The organism is uncultured Nitrosomonas sp. (assembly GCF_902826915.1).
Classification (GTDB): Bacteria; Pseudomonadota; Gammaproteobacteria; order Burkholderiales; family Nitrosomonadaceae; genus Nitrosomonas.
In genome coordinates, this window is the sequence record NZ_CADEGP010000006.1 from 51,904 (window position 1) to 67,970 (window position 16,067).

General features: G+C 40.2%; 15 protein-coding genes, 1 other RNA gene and 1 pseudogene. 10 read left to right on the plus strand and 7 right to left on the minus strand.

Annotation, left to right across the window (positions count from 1 at the left end; all coding sequences use genetic code 11):
- Positions 1-11 precede the first annotated feature (11 nt).
- From dcd to QZV86_RS02015, 3 genes are all read left to right on the plus strand, one after another.
- Entirely contained in the window at positions 12-578 is a 567-nt protein-coding gene (gene dcd, locus QZV86_RS02005) for a dCTP deaminase (RefSeq protein ID WP_295623607.1), read from the plus strand.
- Positions 579-693: 115 nt separating this feature from the next.
- Positions 694-1,869 (plus strand): TIGR03790 family protein, encoded by a 1,176-nt coding sequence (locus QZV86_RS02010; protein ID WP_295623608.1) that lies wholly within the window; start codon positions 694-696, stop codon positions 1,867-1,869.
- Between the two features lie 305 nt (positions 1,870-2,174).
- Positions 2,175-3,350, plus strand: coding sequence for a type III PLP-dependent enzyme (locus tag QZV86_RS02015; RefSeq protein WP_295623609.1), 1,176 nt, complete (start codon positions 2,175-2,177; stop codon positions 3,348-3,350).
- Positions 3,351-3,491: 141 nt separating this feature from the next.
- On the opposite strand, the gene QZV86_RS02020 is transcribed toward QZV86_RS02015, so the two are convergent.
- Positions 3,492-3,998, minus strand: a complete 507-nt coding sequence (locus QZV86_RS02020; protein WP_295623610.1) for a dihydrofolate reductase — start codon at positions 3,996-3,998, stop codon at positions 3,492-3,494.
- Positions 3,995-4,789, minus strand: coding sequence for a thymidylate synthase (locus QZV86_RS02025; protein WP_295623611.1), 795 nt, complete (start codon positions 4,787-4,789; stop codon positions 3,995-3,997). Before QZV86_RS02025 ends, QZV86_RS02020 begins: the two co-directional genes overlap by 4 nt.
- Before the next feature lie 168 nt (positions 4,790-4,957).
- On the opposite strand from QZV86_RS02025, the gene QZV86_RS02030 reads away from it, so the two are divergent.
- Complete coding sequence (locus QZV86_RS02030) at positions 4,958-6,418, plus strand: leucyl aminopeptidase family protein (RefSeq protein WP_295623612.1); 1,461 nt, start codon at positions 4,958-4,960, stop codon at positions 6,416-6,418.
- A gap of 49 nt (positions 6,419-6,467) precedes the next feature.
- Here the strand turns inward: QZV86_RS02030 and QZV86_RS02035 are convergent, their stop codons facing one another.
- Both QZV86_RS02035 and queF read right to left on the minus strand, forming a co-directional pair.
- Positions 6,468-7,754, minus strand: coding sequence for a LysM peptidoglycan-binding domain-containing protein (locus tag QZV86_RS02035; RefSeq protein WP_366925676.1), 1,287 nt, complete (start codon positions 7,752-7,754; stop codon positions 6,468-6,470).
- 153 nt (positions 7,755-7,907) lie between these two features.
- A complete protein-coding gene (gene queF / locus QZV86_RS02040; protein WP_295623613.1) occupies positions 7,908-8,327 on the minus strand; it encodes a preQ(1) synthase in 420 nt (139 codons plus the stop codon).
- Positions 8,328-8,420: 93 nt separating this feature from the next.
- Between queF and smc the strand changes: the two genes are divergently transcribed.
- The 6 genes from smc to ssrS all read left to right on the plus strand — a co-directional run bounded on the left by smc (position 8,421) and on the right by ssrS (position 14,483).
- Positions 8,421-11,972 (plus strand): chromosome segregation protein SMC, encoded by a 3,552-nt coding sequence (gene smc, locus QZV86_RS02045; protein WP_295623614.1) that lies wholly within the window; start codon positions 8,421-8,423, stop codon positions 11,970-11,972.
- Between the two features lie 90 nt (positions 11,973-12,062).
- The gene (locus QZV86_RS02050; RefSeq protein ID WP_295623615.1) at positions 12,063-13,253 is read left to right on the plus strand and encodes a cell division protein ZipA C-terminal FtsZ-binding domain-containing protein; all 1,191 of its coding nucleotides are present in this window, start codon (positions 12,063-12,065) and stop codon (positions 13,251-13,253) included.
- Positions 13,254-13,435: 182 nt separating this feature from the next.
- Positions 13,436-13,681 (plus strand): CDGSH iron-sulfur domain-containing protein, encoded by a 246-nt coding sequence (locus tag QZV86_RS02055; protein ID WP_295623616.1) that lies wholly within the window; start codon positions 13,436-13,438, stop codon positions 13,679-13,681.
- A 135-nt stretch (positions 13,682-13,816) separates the two neighbouring features.
- A complete protein-coding gene (locus tag QZV86_RS02060) occupies positions 13,817-14,014 on the plus strand; it encodes a hypothetical protein (protein WP_292919705.1) in 198 nt (65 codons plus the stop codon).
- Entirely contained in the window at positions 14,007-14,309 is a 303-nt protein-coding gene (locus QZV86_RS02065) for a cell division protein ZapA (protein ID WP_295623617.1), read from the plus strand. The genes QZV86_RS02060 and QZV86_RS02065 overlap by 8 nt, the downstream gene beginning before the upstream one ends.
- Positions 14,307-14,483: non-coding RNA, 6S RNA (gene ssrS / locus QZV86_RS02070), on the plus strand. The genes QZV86_RS02065 and ssrS overlap by 3 nt, the downstream gene beginning before the upstream one ends.
- Before the next feature lie 155 nt (positions 14,484-14,638).
- Here the strand turns inward: ssrS and QZV86_RS02075 are convergent.
- The 3 genes and pseudogenes from QZV86_RS02075 to QZV86_RS02085 all read right to left on the minus strand — a co-directional run bounded on the left by QZV86_RS02075 (position 14,639) and on the right by QZV86_RS02085 (position 15,943).
- On the minus strand, positions 14,639-14,809 hold the full coding sequence (locus QZV86_RS02075; protein WP_295623618.1) for a hypothetical protein: 171 nt from the start codon (positions 14,807-14,809) through the stop codon (positions 14,639-14,641).
- 187 nt (positions 14,810-14,996) lie between these two features.
- Positions 14,997-15,622 (minus strand): annotated as a pseudogene (gene istB / locus QZV86_RS02080) (IS21-like element helper ATPase IstB); the annotation flags it as partial.
- A gap of 42 nt (positions 15,623-15,664) precedes the next feature.
- Complete coding sequence (locus QZV86_RS02085; RefSeq protein ID WP_295623619.1) at positions 15,665-15,943, minus strand: hypothetical protein; 279 nt, start codon at positions 15,941-15,943, stop codon at positions 15,665-15,667.
- Between the last annotated feature and the right edge of the window lie 124 nt (positions 15,944-16,067).

Genomic DNA, 16,067 nt, shown 5'->3' on the forward strand with positions numbered 1-16,067 from the left:
ACACTTAAAACATGACGATTAAATCAGACAAATGGATACGCCGCATGGCGCTGGAATATGGCATGATTGAGCCATTCGAACCCGACCAGATTCGCCAAAAGGATAATCAACGTATTGTTTCCTATGGCACATCAAGCTATGGATACGATATCCGCTGTTCGGATGAATTTAAATTATTCACCAACATCAACTCAACGATTGTCGATCCGAAGAATTTCGACTCCAATTCATTTGTTGATGTCAAAAATGATGTATGCATTATTCCACCCAATTCCTTTGCTCTGGCGCGCACCGTCGAATATTTTCGTATTCCGCGCAATGTATTAACCATTTGTCTGGGCAAATCAACCTACGCTCGCTGCGGCATCATTGTTAACGTCACTCCTTTTGAACCGGAGTGGGAAGGCTATGTCACATTGGAGTTCTCTAATACAACACCACTCCCCGCGAAAATCTATGCTGATGAAGGTGTCGCACAAGTAATATTTTTTGAGTCAGATGAAGTCTGTGAAACTTCATACAAAGATCGAGGTGGAAAATATCAAGGGCAGCATGGTGTGACGCTGCCGAAGATCTAAAGTTGCATTTTTATAATCAGCGTAAAAACGCTTTTATTTGACGCGAGAAAGTTTAACATTGATCCAACTGTTCTTCGTTATATTGATACTCATTTTTCTTTCCGCAATTTTTCCAGTGGAAGCACAAAATCGTATTTCGTTGCCGCGGACAGGACTGGAACCCAATGATATCGCTGTCATCATTAATGAAAACGATCCTTTATCCCAGCAAATAGGCAATTACTATCTGCACGCTCGACAAATACCAGAAACCAATATCATTAAACTACGCTTCTCATCTAAACGTAGCATCATAACCCCAAAGGAATTCAAACCACTAAAGGCAACTATTGACCAGCTTACTCCTGAGCATGTGCAAGCATTTGCCGTTGCCTGGACTACTCCGTATCGAGTTGGCTGCATGTCGTTAACATCCGCTCTGGCTTTTGGTTTCGACAAAAAATACTGCGCCAAGCCCTGTGAATCAACCGCGCCCAGCCCCTATTTCAATTCATCCAGTGTTTATCCATATAATGATTACAAGCTGCGTCCTGCAATGATGTTAGCCGGGGCTTCCTTCGAATACATCAAGGCATTGATTGACCGTGGCATACGTTCAGATTATAGCTTTCCTAAAGGTCAGGCCTATTTAATGAATACATCCGATAAAGTACGCAACAGTCGTGCAGCTAACTTTACACAAGCTGCAAACAAATTAGCCAGCATATTTCCTATGCAAATACTGGCGAGTGATTACATTTCTGAGCGCAAGGATGTGCTTTTCTATTTTACCGGTCTGAAAGAAGTGCCGATGCTGGAAACACTGCACTTTCTTCCAGGCGCTTTAGCGGATCATTTAACGTCAGCAGGTGGTATGTTGACTGATTCTCTGCAAATGAGCAGTTTGCGCTGGCTGGAAGCCGGTGCTACAGCAAGTTATGGAACCGTTGTTGAACCTTGCAGTTTTTCACAAAAATTTCCTTCCCCAGAAGTTGCCATGTCTCAGTACACACTAGGTGCTTCTGCGCTTGAGGCTTATTGGAAAAGTGTTGCTTGGCCGGGCCAAGGCGTATTCATCGGCGAACCATTAGCCAAACCCTTTGCTCCACATTTAAAGGAAGTAAGCCCGGGGCAATTTGTACTGAAATTTTTTTCACCACGCGCCGGGCGATTGAAAATCGAACAATCATTTTCTGCGGCCGGACCTTTTAGTCCGTTTATGCGACAAAAAACCATTCGCCGGGGAGAAAATAGATTCCACTTCAAATTTAGTGATAAAACAGATGGTTATTTAAATATACAATGGCATTAATAAATCATTAGAAAACCAAAAAATTTATCTAAACTTTTTTATAAAACAACCGTCTAACGCGATAGCAATTTTATTTAATACAACATATTGTTTATAATAGCTTATTCTTTACAACTAAAAAATATTTTAATATGAAAAAAATACTTGATTTGCTTGCAATGCAGACTATAATGCGTGCATTTTATTCACCAGTAAACTTATCGCCGAGGAGGTCATCATGAGAAGTATAAAGAACTTTATTGCTCCAGCTGATTTAGTCAATGTTCATATTCCTGAAACGTAGCGTTATTTAAAGGAGCACTCGCATGCCTAAACTCTCGCCCTCACTTCAGAAACACGATCAATCTGAAGCTCTATTCGACACCCATCCTGAAGTTAGTCTAAATTTTGAACACGTTAAAGATGCCCTGAAGAAAGGTTATCAACGACCTTTTTTACTGGTGGACAGCAACATTATCCGACAGAAGTCCCGACGTTTCATCGCTGCCATGCCCCGAGTTCATCCACATTATGCTGTCAAAGCAAATCCTGATGAACGTGTACTCAAAACCCTAATCGAGGAAGGCGTTGGATTTGAAATCGCCTCTATTGCCGAGCTTGACCTGCTTCTCAAATTAGGCGTACCGGCTGCTGAAATATTTTATAGTAACCCGATGAAATCCCGAGCTTACGTAGAATATGCTGCTGCGAAAGGAGTTGAATGGTACGTGCTCGATAGTGTTGAGGAGTTGCAAAAAATAGTTAGCACCAAGCCAGATGCAAAAATGTACTTGCGTATCGATACACCGAATATTGGTAGCGATTGGCCTCTGGCTGGAAAATTTGGCACACACCTTGCCGATATTAATGAAATCATTCAAGAGGCTGTGAGACTCAAAGCAGATTTGGCCGGTGTTACCTTTCATGTCGGCTCTCAATGCCGTAACCCGCAAAATTGGCGCGTGGGTATCGAACGGGCGAAAAAAGTCTTTGCTGAAATGCGACGCGTCGGCTTGAACCCTCGATTACTGAATGTAGGTGGAGGTTATCCAGTACGGCATGTTAAACCGATTCCCTCAATCGAAATCATCGCCGAGGTCATTAACGAAGCCATTGCGGATTTACCGGAAAATATCCGCGTTATGGCAGAACCAGGCCGTTATTTAGTCTCTGATTCTGCTTATTTTGTATGTCGCGTGGTAGGTACTGCAACGCGTAACGGGAAACGTTGGATGTACTGGGATGCCGGCATGTTTGGCGGCGTCATCGAAATGACTGAAGGCTTACGCTATGAAATCCTAACAGACCGAAAAGGCAATCACATTCCATGGTCAATTGCAGGCCCGACCTGTGATTCAGTCGATATTCTGATGCATGAATTAATGTTGCCAAACAACATACAGGAAGGAGATTTCATTTATATACCGAATGCGGGCGCTTACACCACCGCATATGCAAGTAATTTCAATGGATTTCCTTTGCCTGATGTGAAAGTAATTTAAACAATTACAGTTACTCACACATACAACGACGATCCTCATAAATGGTGAGATGGCATTTGATGTCCATTTCACCATTCGTATTTGTACGTTTAATTTTTATAAGAATCGACGATCTACCCCGTCAGACGCCTGAATCCTGATTTATTTACGATCGAGAATGACGAAATGATACTCGATATGCGCACCATTCTCGGAAATATGCTTATGCCGCTGTATTTCTTCCCAATCACTACGATCAAATTCCGGGAAAAATATGTCACCCTCAAAATCACTCTGTATTTCAGTAATATACATTCTTTGACAAATACCAAGCGTTTGCCGATATAGATTTTCACCACCAATAATAAAGCTTTCACGACTGATTGTACTGCTTTCTTCGCATATCAATAGGGCATCTTGAAGTGAATTCACTACAGTCGCTCCCGGTATTTCATAACCCAACTGTCGGGTAATAATAATATTTTCTCGCCCAGGCAATGACCTGCCAATCGACTCATAAGTTTTTCTTCCCATCACAATGATTTGCCCCATCGTCAGGAACTTAAAATGCTTAAGATCAGCCGGTAAATGCCAAGGTAATTGATTATTCCTGCCAATGACTCGATTCTTAGCCATGGCAACCAAAATAGACAGACGCGTTGAAATCATACGGCCACAGGCGCTTTTATTGCGGGATGGGGATCATAGCTCTCCAAAACAAAATCCTCATATTCAAAATCAAAGATTTTTTGTATCTCTGGATTTAACCTCATAATGGGTAATGGTCGTGGCTCACGCGATAACTGTTCACGCGCTTGTTCCAAATGATTCAGATAGAGATGTGCATCGCCTAACGTATGGACGAAATCTCCTAACTCGAGATGACAAACTTGCGCAATCATCATCGTTAGTAATGCGTACGAAGCAATATTAAATGGCACCCCCAAGAAAATATCCGCGCTTCGCTGGTAGAGCTGACACGACAGTCTATTATCTGCCACATAGAATTGAAAAAGAGCATGGCACGGAGGCAATCGCATTTCGTGTAATTCACCTACATTCCATGAAGAAACCAACATGCGCCGTGAATCAGGTGTATTTCCAATCTGTTCAATTATTTGTTGAAGCTGATCAATTTGGCGCCCATCTGCGCGCGTCCAGGAACGCCATTGATGACCGTAAATAGGTCCCAAGTCACCATTTGCATCAGCCCACTCATCCCAGATCGAAACACCGTGTTCATGTAGATAGCGTATATTGGTATCGCCCTGAATAAACCATAGCAATTCGTGAACAATTGACTTTAAATGGCACTTCTTGGTTGTTATTAATGGAAAACCATTATTTAGATCAAAACGCATTTGATGACCAAAAACTGATAATGTACCAATGCCCGTTCGATCTGATTTTTGAAAACCATGATCAATAACATGTTGCATTAATTCGAGATATTGACGCATTCTTATTTGAAACTCCCTATTCAGATTTTTTTAATCCATCTGCAACGGGCTATCCCAGCCACAGCGTACATAACACGTATATAATAGCAGCATTATCTGCAATCACTCTTTTTGCAATGACTCTCGATATCGTTACACAGAAAATAATATTTGACAGGAAAGCTCTCAATGCTGGCATCTCTTTTCCAGAATATATCACCTATTGATCAATCAATTAAAACACCTCACATTCTCGTAGTACTTCCCAAGCTGGACAAATTACCCAAGAAATACAGTATTCCCGGTGAAGAGTCTCTGGATAAACTACTATTGCGTCGAAATATGCAATTAACAGATCTTGACGAAATACCTGTATGTGCAGATCTCCAGAATGGTGAATTATGTGCTTGGGTTATGCTTGATACTAACAAATCCATTTTCGAGCAACAGACCTGTTTACGCAAGGCAATAAAGTTACTGCTTTTAGAAAATCCAGCTGAGATACATATTGCTGTCTATGGCACGTTGCAACAAAAAAGAAACTTTGCCGAACTGGCTGTTTACACAGTTTGGATCAATGGCGCTGTACTGCCGGTACGCAAAAGCAAACCGATTCGAAAACCACTGACTAAAATGTTTCTATATGGCCATCACGACGCTAATAACTTTTCCTTGCAGCGTGCATTAGCAGAAGGGAATCTATTAGCAAGAGGACTCACTGCCCTTCCTGCAAGCGAATTAATGCCAAAGACTTATCGACAGCAAATTAAGAAGCTGGCTGAGAATGAAGGATGGAAGTACCAAGAATTTGATTTTAATAAATTAAAAGAAATGGGAGCTGGTGCTTTCGTCGCAGTGGCGCAAGGTAGCGAAACAGAAGATGCCGCTATTGTGCATTTACAACATAATTGTAAGCCTGATTCCCAAAATAAAAATATTGCCATTGTCGGCAAAGGTATTTGCTTCGATACCGGTGGTCACAATATAAAACCAGCTCGTCATATGCGAGGTATGCACGAAGATATGAATGGCTCCGCCGTTGCATTAGGCATTTTGCTTGCAGCCACACGAGCAGAAATACCTGTCACAATTGATTGTTGGCTTGCCATTGCACAAAACCATATCGGTCCGCGCGCCTATAAGCAAAACGATATTATTTCGGCATTAAATGGATTGTCGATTGAAATCGTACACACTGACGCAGAAGGTCGGATGGTATTGGCAGACACTTTGACTTTAGCGCGTCAACAAAATCCTGATCTGATTATTGATTTTGCTACGTTAACGGGCAGCATGAAAACAGCTATAGGATCTCGGTATAGCGGGGTTTTCAGCAACCGAGATGATTTATGTCAGAAAGCAGTCATCGCAGGAATGAAAAGTGGAGAACGTGTCTGCGTTTTTCCGATGGATGCAGATTATGAGGAGAGTCTTGAAAGTGATATCGCCGATATCAAACAATGCGAATTAGACGGAGATTTCGACCATATTCTTGCAGCGTGTTTTTTAAAACAATTCATAGACAACACACCATGGTTGCACATGGATTTATCCGCAAGTAGCCACAAACATGGCTTGGGTGCCATTAACAGCGAAATTACAGGATTTGGCGTTAGTTGGGCTATTGAATTTCTTAAAAATATTGAATAAGAAATTTTACAAATTTCTTAAATAAATTACTTGCGACACACCGCAAATACTATCCTCTCAGCATAACCAGTTTCTGCCCTATGGACAGATTCTCATCGCTATTATTCCAGCGTTTAATCTGATCAACTGTTGTGCGATAACGCTTTGCAAGCTCATACAAGGTATCACCTTTTTGCACAACATAAATAAGCGATTGATCACGTTGCACTCGCTTCTTCCATGAAGAATTATTTGCTCGATTCTCTGCCACAATTTGAGGCACCAATATTTTTTGCCCTAGCGTAATATTTTTATTTCGGGCAATCCCATTAATTGCTTGTAACTGTCTTACAGTAGTCTCATGTCGGGCAGCAATCTCACTAATTTTTTCCCCTTTCTTGACCCGATAGAATTGCCATGAAATACGAGGATCATGGTAAGTTTCTAAATTCCTAACAAATACTTCTTTCTTTTCTCTAGGTATCAACAAAGTACGAGGTTGATCACTCACTTTTATAACGTAACGGTTATAGGCTGGATTCAATGCGGTGAATTCGATTTCTGAAATATTAGCAAGACGTACAACTAGTGGAATATCAATGTGATCATGGATTTTGACCGTATCAAAATACGGTCGATTCGGTACCGGTCGTAGCTGCATACCATATTTTTTAGCATTAACAACGATATCCTTCATTGCTAATATCTTGTAAATATAATGCTTTACCTCGACCGGAAAATTCACATCATAAAAATTAATGGACCTTCCTTTGTGTATGTGCTTTGCCAAAATTTTACTTACCGCACCCTCCCCTAAATTATAAGCCGCAAATGCCAATTTCCAATTATCAAATCTTTGATAAAGATATTGAAGGTAATCAAGAGCCGCCTGTGTTGACGCCACGATATCACGCCGGTCATCATGCCAAACAGTTTGCTCCAAACCCATAATTCGTCCAGTCTCTGGTATAAATTGCCACAAACCTGCTGCTTGCTTGTTTGATTTAAGCAAAGGATCATAAGCGCTTTCTATTATCGGTAATAATGCTATTTCCATCGGCATGCCGCGGCGCTCAACTTCCTCCATTATATAAAATAAATAACGCTCACCATTTGCAACAATGCGATTAAATGCTTGGGGGTTCTGAATATACGAGGCTGCAATTTTGCGAATTGCCTTATTATTCGGAGGAAGTGCCAATGCAAATCCACTACGAACACGGTCCCACAAGTTTGAGTGATACTGAGCTTTGTCGTGCAGTAATCGATCTGCAAATGCATTAAACGATATGAAAGAAGACGTAGCGAAAAACAGCAGGAATAATATAGCAGAAAAAATATTTCTTTTTAAAATCATCTATGTATTTTTTTATAAATCCATGTCGTATGACAGGATATATAAAAATTTGCTCTTTGCAAACTGTTTTCTTCATACTAATATGCTGGCAAATAAAATTTACACTGACAAATCATATTATTATCAACACAACTTCATGTTAACAATTAATAATCATTCTCGAGTGTTTAACTGCCCAGATAATTCTGGCATTAGAATCACAGACTTAGATTTCCATCCTTTTTTACGATGATCAACGACAATGTTCGTGAAAATGCCGCCGCGCACATAAAAACGCGCTATTAGTCTAATATACCTCGGTCTCAAAACTGCAGCGAGATCATCGAGAATCATATTTGTTACCGCCTCATGAAACACTCCATCATCTCGGTATGACCAGATATACAATTTTAAACTTTTAAGTTCAATGCATTTTTTATCCGGAATATAATCCAAAATCAGAGTCGCAAAATCTGGTTGCCCTGTTTTGGGGCACAAACAAGTAAATTCAGGAATTTCCATATGAATATGATAATCCCGATTCATAAATGGATTTGGAAATGTTTCAAGGGTTTTCTCAGGTTTACTAGCCATTCTTCATACTCATATCTAAATTAATTCGGTTACAATATTAACTGCGCGATGCGCCTTGCCTATTATAACTGCCTTATCTGATAAACAAAAAAATTGCGCCTTGCCTATATCAAGTTAGCCGGCTTCAAGTCCTTTGTAGAACCAACTACCATCCCAGTTTCCCATGGTCTTGTGGGCATTGTCGGTCCGAATGGCTGTGGAAAATCAAACGTCATAGATGCGGTACGATGGGTTTTGGGGGAATCAAAAGCTTCGGCTCTACGGGGAGATTCGATGCAAGATGTCATATTTTCCGGGTCGGAGAATCGAAAAGCTATTGGGCGCGCCAGTGTTGAAATTGTATTTGAGAATCACTTAAAAAAAATAACCGGCCAATGGTCCAGTTATACCGAAATTGCAATTAAACGCGTGCTCCAACGGAATGGTATTTCAAGTTATTTCATCAACAACCTTCAAGTACGACGACGTGATATTTCTGATCTTTTTTTGGGCACCGGTGTGGGCAGTCATGGTTATGCCATCATCGAACAAGGCATGATTTCACGAATTATTGAAGCAAAGCCTTTGGAATTAAAGAATTTCCTAGAAGAAGCTGCCGGGATCTCTCAGTATCGAGAAAGAAGACACGATACTTCGTTGCGTCTGACTGAAACTCGAAAAAACCTAATACGCTTAGAAGATATCCGCCAGGAATTAGAAACCCAATTGCAACACTTGGAAACGCAGGCAAACATTGCAATGCAGTATCAGTTACTGCAAGATGCAGTGCATAAGTCGCAATCCTTGCTGTGGCTACAGCGTAGAGCAGATGCCACGCATCAATGTGATACTGCAAAAAAAGAAATTCAGAAACTTGACACGAAATTGAAGATCACGCTTTCGGTTCAACACAATGCAGAAAAAGATTATGAAGATGTTCGCAAAAAAGAACAGGCTATCAATGAGCAACTGCTTAAAATACAAGGACAATTATATTCTGCTGATGCTGAAATAGGACGCCTGCAACAAGAGATAACCTATTTAAGAAACACACAAGATCGCTTAACACAGCAAATTCAGCAAACAGGAGCTCAACTTCAAAAAAGCCATCAATTAAAAGAAACAAAATTAGAAAATCTTCAACGCTGGCAGCAGGAAAAAGCAGATGCTGCGTTATCTCGCCAGCGCAGCATTCTTGCTCATGACGAGGAAAGCACTAAACTTCCAGCTGTTGAAACTGAATGCCTCAGTCGCCAGAAGAAATTAAACGAATACCGGCGCAACCTTTTAATTCTTGAACAAACCAATCAGCTTGAAGAAAATCATCTTGCACATGCAAAAAAAAACACTCAACAGCTAGAAACTCGACTTGCGCGCTTATCACATGAACAAAATGAATTAATCTCGATTGAACCATCCATTCTGATTGAATTACAGTCAGAAACTGAGCAAATCGAACGTGCTCTAGAAGATGGAAATATGAAGTGTCAAAGTTTAGAAAATCACCTTTCTGAGGCAGCCAAAAATAAAGAAAGAATTACTAACAAAATCCAAAAACTGCAGCATAAATTATCTCAGGCCACTGCTCGTTTTGCCGCACTAAACAACCTACAGAAAAGGCTTAATAATAATCAGGATCTTAATACATGGCTCAGCAAGCATCAATTGGATCTATTACCCCGTTTATGGCAGAAAATAAATATCCTGCCAGAATGGGAAAATGCTCTGGAAGCAGTATTACGCGAACGACTCAACAGTATTGAATCCGAGCAACTGGATAATGTTTTAAATTGGATTGATGACGCACCGAATTTAAAATGGACAATTTTTGACAAGAATCCATCCATTTTATCGGACACAGTATCACCATCAGCGGCGAATAGCCTAATAAACTGCAAAAAACTACTTGTTTTTCTCACGGTTGATCAACCTGAAATCAAATATGTTTTAGAAAATTGGCTATATCCGATTTATGTCATAGATGACGTAAAAGAAGGTCTTATTAAACGGGCGGCTTTAAAACCAGATGAAATAATTGTAACTCGGCAAGGACATATCATTACCCGTAATAGCTTAACCTTTTATGCGCCTGATTCAGATTTGCATGGCGTATTGTCTAGACAACAAGAACTGATACAAATACAAACAGAAATTGATCAACATGAATCATTTCTTAAGAAGCAACGCATCTTATTATCAAAAGCAGAACATCAGTGTGCAGAACTGGTGAATGCCATCCATTCCGTTAACGGAGATAGCAAACAATTACAAGAACAGTGGCACAAACTGCAGCTTGAAATTGTTAAACTCACCCAAGCTAATGAACGCACGATTCATCGCCAGGAGCAAATTAATTTCGAATTGACTGAAATCAGGCAAACACTGGCTTATGAGATTTCACAACAAGAATCTGCGAAAACAAGATTTGAAAATAATTTGATACAAATCGAGAAGCTCAAGAATGATGTAAAACAAGCCCAATCCGCCTGGGAAGCTACCGATCATGCACTTGTAAATTTACGCAATAAGATACTGCAATCTGCGCAAACAGTACAAGAAACTGCCTTTCATGTAAAAACTTGCCAAAACAAAATCATTGAAATTGAAACTCATATCCAAACTACTGATGAAGATCTTCAAAAACTCACAGAGAGTCATGCCAATCTGCTCAAAGAAAAGGAAGAATTCGACACAGGTCGAGTCAATTCTCTACTACAAGACGCTCAAGTACAACGCAAATCAATTGAGCAAACTGCATTACAGGTACGTCAAGAAGTTAGTAATATCGCAAGAAATTTACGGGAAATAGAAAACACCCGCATGACATCAGAACAAGAATCTTACTCATTGCGAGAAACCATGAGTAAGTTACAACTCAAAGAACAAGCTGCCACAATTAAAATGAACCAATTTGATGCACTGGTCAATGATGCAGATATTGAAATAAAATTTCTGTTACCACTCATTAACAAAAAAAATACGGCAGCATTAGAATCTGAGATTGATCAGCTCAATACAGAAATTGCAGAGCTTGGCCCTGTTAATCTTGCGGCATTAGAAGAACTTAAAATTGCTCACGCACGAGAATCCAATTTACTAACACAGTTACATGACATCAATGCAGCTATCGCCACTTTAGACAATGCCATTCTGCAGATAGATCGCGAAACTCAAAGGCGTCTACAAGAAACTTTTATTTTGATAAATAATTATCTAGACGATATTTTCCCAATCATATTTGCAGGCGGGAAAGCTAGACTAGAATTTTGTGATAACAAAATTCTCGATGCAGGCCTACTGTTGATGGCGCAGCCGCCAGGAAAAAAGAACAGCTCTATACATTTACTATCCGGTGGAGAAAAAGCGCTCACGGCATTGGCATTAATTTTTTCATTATTCCGATTAAATCCAGCTCCATTCTGCTTACTGGATGAGGTAGATGCGCCGCTTGATGACAGCAATACTAGGCGATTCTGTGAAATAGTGAAAAACATGGCCAGACACACCCAATTTTTATTTATCAGCCACAATAAAATAACCATGGAGATGGCACAGCGATTAATTGGAGTTACAATGCAGGAACAAGGTGTATCAAAAATAGTAGCCGTCGATCTCGCTGATGCAATTAATATGGGAAAACGCAGCCAGCAGGTCGTAACCCAATGATTGTTTTAAGTCGTATAAAAACTGACATAATCTGCTGTGCCAAACAGTAACTTTAAGAAATAGCAAGGAGATAATATGGAGATTCTTAGCATGAGTGACTTGCAGGTAAGTTTAATCATTATCGGTATCATAGTTATCATTGCTGTTGCTGTTTTTAACTGGCTGCAACAACTACGTTACCGTCGAGAAGTACAGGCTGCATTTGATCATGAACATGATGATATCCTCTTAGATACACATCATTCTGATGAACCTTTTCAACGTATTGAACCAAAGTTCAACAAAAAGATGTCATCAGATCCTGCGCTTGATACTTTGATCCAGACTGGTGATCAATTTGATTTGCCGCCAATTGAAACAAACAAAACATCGACTATGTCACCACCTGCACATCCACCATCGAATACCCCTCAAACAATTGCTACTATTAGTTTTGCAACAACCTCACCATTACTGGATTATGATAGTAATACCAATTATATTGTCAATATCCGATCAGAATCTGTTATTGCCAATACACATATTGCCAAGTTATTACAAAGAAAATTTGACTTTGGAAAACCAGTTTATTGGTTGGGCCAGCTAGATAAAAATGAGCCATGGGAAGAAATTTCCACTGAATCCAATGTGGATAGCGACGGCTACTGCCATTTGAAAGGCTGCTTGCAACTCGCCGACAGGTCTGGTCCTATCAGTGAAGTCAATTTATCCAAATTCAGGGACTTGGTTCTCGATTTCGTATCACAAGTGAACGCTTCAGCAGAGTGCCCGGATATTGTTAGTGCACATGAGAAAGCTGTTATGCTGGATAAGTTTTGCGCTGAAGTCGATGTTATGATAGGTATAAATATTATTAGTAAAGACGGCGGCGCATTTGTCGGCACTAAGATTCGAGCGCTAGCGGAAGCCTCTGGATTCAGACTCGAAACAGATGGGCTATTCAAATATCGCGACGAGAGCAATAATATCCTATTTACATTGAATAATTATGAATCCTCTCCATTCCTACCCGAAAATATTAAATCATTAACAACGCATGGTGTAACTTTCCTGCTGGATGTGCCAAGAGTTGCCCATGGAGAGAGGGTGTTTGATCAAATGACGCATTTGGCCAAGATTTTCTCCAATACACTGAGTGGAATCGTGGTTGATGACAATCGAGTTCCACTAAGTGATAGTGGAATTCAAAAAAGCAAACAGCAACTACTGGAAATACAAACTTTAATGAAAAATAATCATATTAATGCGGGTAGCCCCAGTGCTTTACGGTTATTTGTATAAGAAAAATTTTCACAATAATATTAAAGGTATTACTTGAGCATCCGTAATCCCTACAAAGCCTGCTGATTATTCTATAAAATGACACTTAGAATATACAGTTACAAAATACTTCTCAGCATGAGTTTTAAAATGCTAAGTCATGTTAATGATAAATAATTAAATTTTAATATCGCTCAATAAAAATGAATCAATCTTCAAATACAGGATTATCCTTTTCACCGATTGAAGTTCAACTTGAATCAGGGAAAGATTATTACTGGTGCAGTTGTGGTCGGAGTAAATCTCAGCCTTTTTGTGATGGGTCACATAAAAACACTGAATTCACACCAAAGAAATTCTCAACCAATGAGAATAAAACAGCTTGGTTATGTACCTGCAAGAAAACCGGCAATGCGCCATTTTGTGATGGCACTCACCGTAAATTATAATTAGTATAGAAATTTATACTTATAAAAAATAAGAATAATTATCGATTGTTGTTTTGATCGAGAACTAGGGCGCGATAGTATAGTTTTAGATTTGGTTACGTAATAACCTTTTGATAGTTCAAAAATTTGCGCCCTATGGAAACAGAACTGGAATCTTTAGAAGAAAAAGTTTTTTTACTTTTACGTATGTATCAGGATACCCGCGTAGAAAATAAAAAATTGCAAAAAGAATTGGCAGATTCTCATAATCAATGCGAGAAATTAAATGAGAAAATGCATGTGGCAGCAGATCGACTTGAGGCACTTTTGTTGAATATTCCTAAAAATGAATAACACCACATTAAACATTAATATTTTCGAGCGTGAATTTAGCATCGCATGTACTGACAAAGAATGTGAAGAACTTCAACTCGCCGCAGCTTATTTGGATAATAAGGCGCAAGATATCAAAGCAGAAGGAAAAATAATCGATGCCGATCGCATCGCGATTATTGCAGCGCTAAAAATTACACATGAATTGTTAATGTTGAGAAACGTAACAGGTTTTGACATAGATGAATTTAGGCGTAGAATTATTACATTAAAAAATAAAGTTGATGAAGCAATAACAATGAAAGATGAAGGTTAATCCCTGCGGTGTTCGTTAAGACTTATATTCTTTGAACCATTTTTAGAAAATGGTTGTGGATTTTAGTGATACTGTTGTGTACGCCATTAATGGATGTGCCTGATGTATCCATGAAACAACCGCCTTGGACCTTATGGTTCAAGATGATGGTCTAACGGCATATGTGGGGAGCTATTTCAGGACGAGAAATGTCTTCGGAACATTTCTCGTCCTTTTAGTTTTATGACACTTAACACAACCTCTTAATATTGCAAGCAAGAAAAACCTCATTTTCTTCAGAAACACATTTCTGACATAATGGAATAGACGCCCACCACCCCGAACGGCATCTAATGCGCCAAAGTGGTGGTGTAAAAACCACCCAACAAAAGAGAACCGTCCGACATGAAGATTACAACGATTGAGTCAAAGAAGTATTTCAGATTCACGGTGTCGATGAGCACGGCAGGTTGTATTGCGCAAACAGCTTCGCCGTAACGCAATAATAAGTCCTTTGCCAATTTAACTTGCGATTCCCCGTGGTCTTGCCACGGGGATCTAATTAGGCTTTAGAATGTTGGAATGCGAGATATTGTAGAGAAGGCAAGCCACTGCGCGCGGCAGATGCATTATCACATTGTGTCAATCGACATGCAAGAATTACCACCTATCAACATCCAGAAATTTCCAGTTAAGAAGTGGCACAGCTTAGATTTCGAGTGCTTTTTTGCGATGTTTGAATCGGTAAGAATCATTACCGGTTTCGAGGATATCGCAGTAGTGAGTAATGCGATCAAGTAGAGCTGTGGTCATTTTTCATCTCCGAAGACTTGGATCCACTCAGCGAAATTAAGGTTAGTGGTAATAATCAGAGAGGTTTTCTCATAAAGCTGGCTGATGAGATGAAACAGCAAAGCGCCACCAGATTCCGGGAATGGCAGGTAGCCCAGTTCATCGAAAATAACAGCATCGATCTGCATGAGTCGCTTAGCCATTGAACCCGATTTACCTAGTTGCTTTTCCTTTTCTAATTGATTGACCAGATCAACGGCGTTATAAAAACGCACGCGTTTTCCCTGATGGATCGCTGAAACCGCCAAGGCAATGGCCAGATGGGTTTTCCCAGTTCCTGTACCGCCGACAAGAATAAGATTGTTTGCCTGAATCATGAATTCACCGGTGGCCAGTTGCCCAATGCACCCTTTGGTCAAAGGATTTTCCGTCCAGTCAAAATGAATCAAATCGCGATGATGTGGAAACTTGGCGGTATGTAATTGGTAGTTCAGACGACGTGCCTTACGATCTATCTGTTCAGCAGCGATCAATCGATCCAGCCAGATTTCGGGCATAACCGGCTTTTGAGTTGCGCATGACGATCAATGATCATAGTACATCCTCCGCAAACTGTCGTAGCGGCTGCAATCGGCTTTAGGTTCGATTTGCAAGGGTGGTGCGTGCGTGATACTTCGTAGGGTTTTGGGCCGCACCACTTCGTTTAAGCGACGCATTTCATTCATGACAATGGCAGCAGCAATAATGCCTGTTTGCAATGTTAAATCGCATGCAACCTCCAGCGTTTCCAGACCGACATCGCCTAATGCTCTGGCCATTAGCAGCAATTCGACAAACGCTCTGTCACCCTTATCCTGTTTCAAGATACGATCTCGGACTATTCGAATGGGGGTTGGCAAATCTCATTGTTGGAATGGCTCACCATGACGTAGCGCACAGAAGCGGCCTCGCAAATTCGGACAGTCCGATAAGTGGTAATCTTGCTCA

Excerpts from the sequence above, each read along its gene's own strand:
- dcd (WP_295623607.1), top strand. The coding sequence starts at position 12 with ATGACGATTAAATCAGACAAATGGATACGCCGCATGGCGCTGGAATAT.
- QZV86_RS02050 (WP_295623615.1), top strand. The coding sequence starts at position 12,063 with ATGAGTGACTTGCAGGTAAGTTTAATCATTATCGGTATCATAGTTATC.
- QZV86_RS02015 (WP_295623609.1), top strand. The coding sequence starts at position 2,175 with ATGCCTAAACTCTCGCCCTCACTTCAGAAACACGATCAATCTGAAGCT.
- QZV86_RS02020 (WP_295623610.1), bottom strand. The coding sequence starts at position 3,998 with ATGATTTCAACGCGTCTGTCTATTTTGGTTGCCATGGCTAAGAATCGA.
- QZV86_RS02055 (WP_295623616.1), top strand. The coding sequence starts at position 13,436 with ATGAATCAATCTTCAAATACAGGATTATCCTTTTCACCGATTGAAGTT.
- QZV86_RS02030 (WP_295623612.1), top strand. The coding sequence starts at position 4,958 with ATGCTGGCATCTCTTTTCCAGAATATATCACCTATTGATCAATCAATT.
- QZV86_RS02025 (WP_295623611.1), bottom strand. The coding sequence starts at position 4,789 with ATGCGTCAATATCTCGAATTAATGCAACATGTTATTGATCATGGTTTT.
- QZV86_RS02060 (WP_292919705.1), top strand. The coding sequence starts at position 13,817 with ATGGAAACAGAACTGGAATCTTTAGAAGAAAAAGTTTTTTTACTTTTA.
- queF (WP_295623613.1), bottom strand. The coding sequence starts at position 8,327 with ATGGCTAGTAAACCTGAGAAAACCCTTGAAACATTTCCAAATCCATTT.
- QZV86_RS02035 (WP_366925676.1), bottom strand. The coding sequence starts at position 7,754 with ATGATTTTAAAAAGAAATATTTTTTCTGCTATATTATTCCTGCTGTTT.
- QZV86_RS02065 (WP_295623617.1), top strand. The coding sequence starts at position 14,007 with ATGAATAACACCACATTAAACATTAATATTTTCGAGCGTGAATTTAGC.